The sequence below is a fragment of the Candidatus Ichthyocystis sparus genome (assembly GCF_900078745.1).
In the GTDB taxonomy this organism is placed as follows: domain Bacteria; phylum Pseudomonadota; class Gammaproteobacteria; order Burkholderiales; family 2013Ark19i; genus Ichthyocystis; species Ichthyocystis sparus.
This window is the reverse complement of sequence record NZ_FKII01000038.1, coordinates 1-1,119: the sequence shown is the minus strand read 5'-3', so window position 1 is coordinate 1,119 and position 1,119 is coordinate 1. Positions and strand designations below refer to the sequence as shown.

1 protein-coding gene is annotated in these 1,119 nt (G+C 41.9%); it reads left to right on the top strand.

Annotation, left to right across the window (positions count from 1 at the left end; all coding sequences use genetic code 11):
* The coding region (locus A6733_RS08730; protein ID WP_176696745.1) for a hypothetical protein at positions 1–1,119 on the top strand (1,119 nt) is incomplete at both ends.

Below are 1,119 nucleotides of genomic sequence, written 5' to 3'. Positions count from 1 at the left end.
ATGCTGAGCACCGCTCTGATTTCATACGTTCTCTTTCTAAAATTCAAGTATTATCGGATGACAAAGGTAATTTGCTAAATTTTTTGTTGGAGTTGGACCGTGCTATACGTAGAGAGATGGAATCTATTTTTAACTCTTGTTGGAGTGAAGTTTCTGTTTCTCTGGAAGAGGAGTCATTGAGTTCTATTAGTTGTAGAAATTTTGTTAAAGTCCTTGATGTTGCTGGTATTCCCGCATTAGTGTCATCATCTACAAGGGTAGAGTCCTCTACAAAGGAAAGAGGTAGTAAAGGTAAGAGAGTAGCATCAGTAACTAGTGTCGTAGACCTTACGCATTCTTCTCCTCCAAGTTCTCAATCATTACCATCTCAATCTAGTTCACAAGTGGGTTCTTCGTTGCCATCAGGAGAGACTTCTGGCGTACCCCATGAATTGACTCTGTTGTCTTTTTCTGTTGGAGATTCTATGGGTGAGTCTTCTTCTGCTCCGATTGCAGCAAAAAGACATAAGGGTAGCGATAGTGTTCCTGTTCCTACTCATGCTGAGGCAGGTACTGTTTGTACCACTGCTCTTGGTGTGACGCCTGTTTCTACTGAGCCGAGTACTCCAACTTCTTCTTCGGTTTCGATCTCTTCCTCTGGTGCTTCATTGTCTGTTCAATGTGTTGATTTGCTGGGTGTTAGGTTACATCCTGATAGTGCTAAACTAATTTATGGTATCTTTTTTGTTCTTCGTGGATCTGTCAAAAGATGCTACTCGAATGTACTGGGCCATCTCTTAAGTACTGTGAGTAGTGAACTTTCTGCTGTTGGGCGGGCTGTTTGGTGCAGAACTTATGGGGAACTGCATTCACTTAGTTTTATGGCCAGGTGTCTTTGTCTCTATCATTCCAAGTACCGTCCTGATTTTATACGCTCTCTTGCTGGTATTAGAGTATTGTCAAGTTCCTCTGATCGTAATCTAGTGCCATTAAGTGGAGGTGAGTTACTAAGTTTTTTATCGAAGCTGGATTGTGCTATTCGCGATGAAGTGGAGTCTATATTTAGCTTGGAGTGGGATAGAGTAGCTGATTCAGTCTTTGCCGAACTAGAAGATGGATCATTGGGTGATGTTGGTTGTG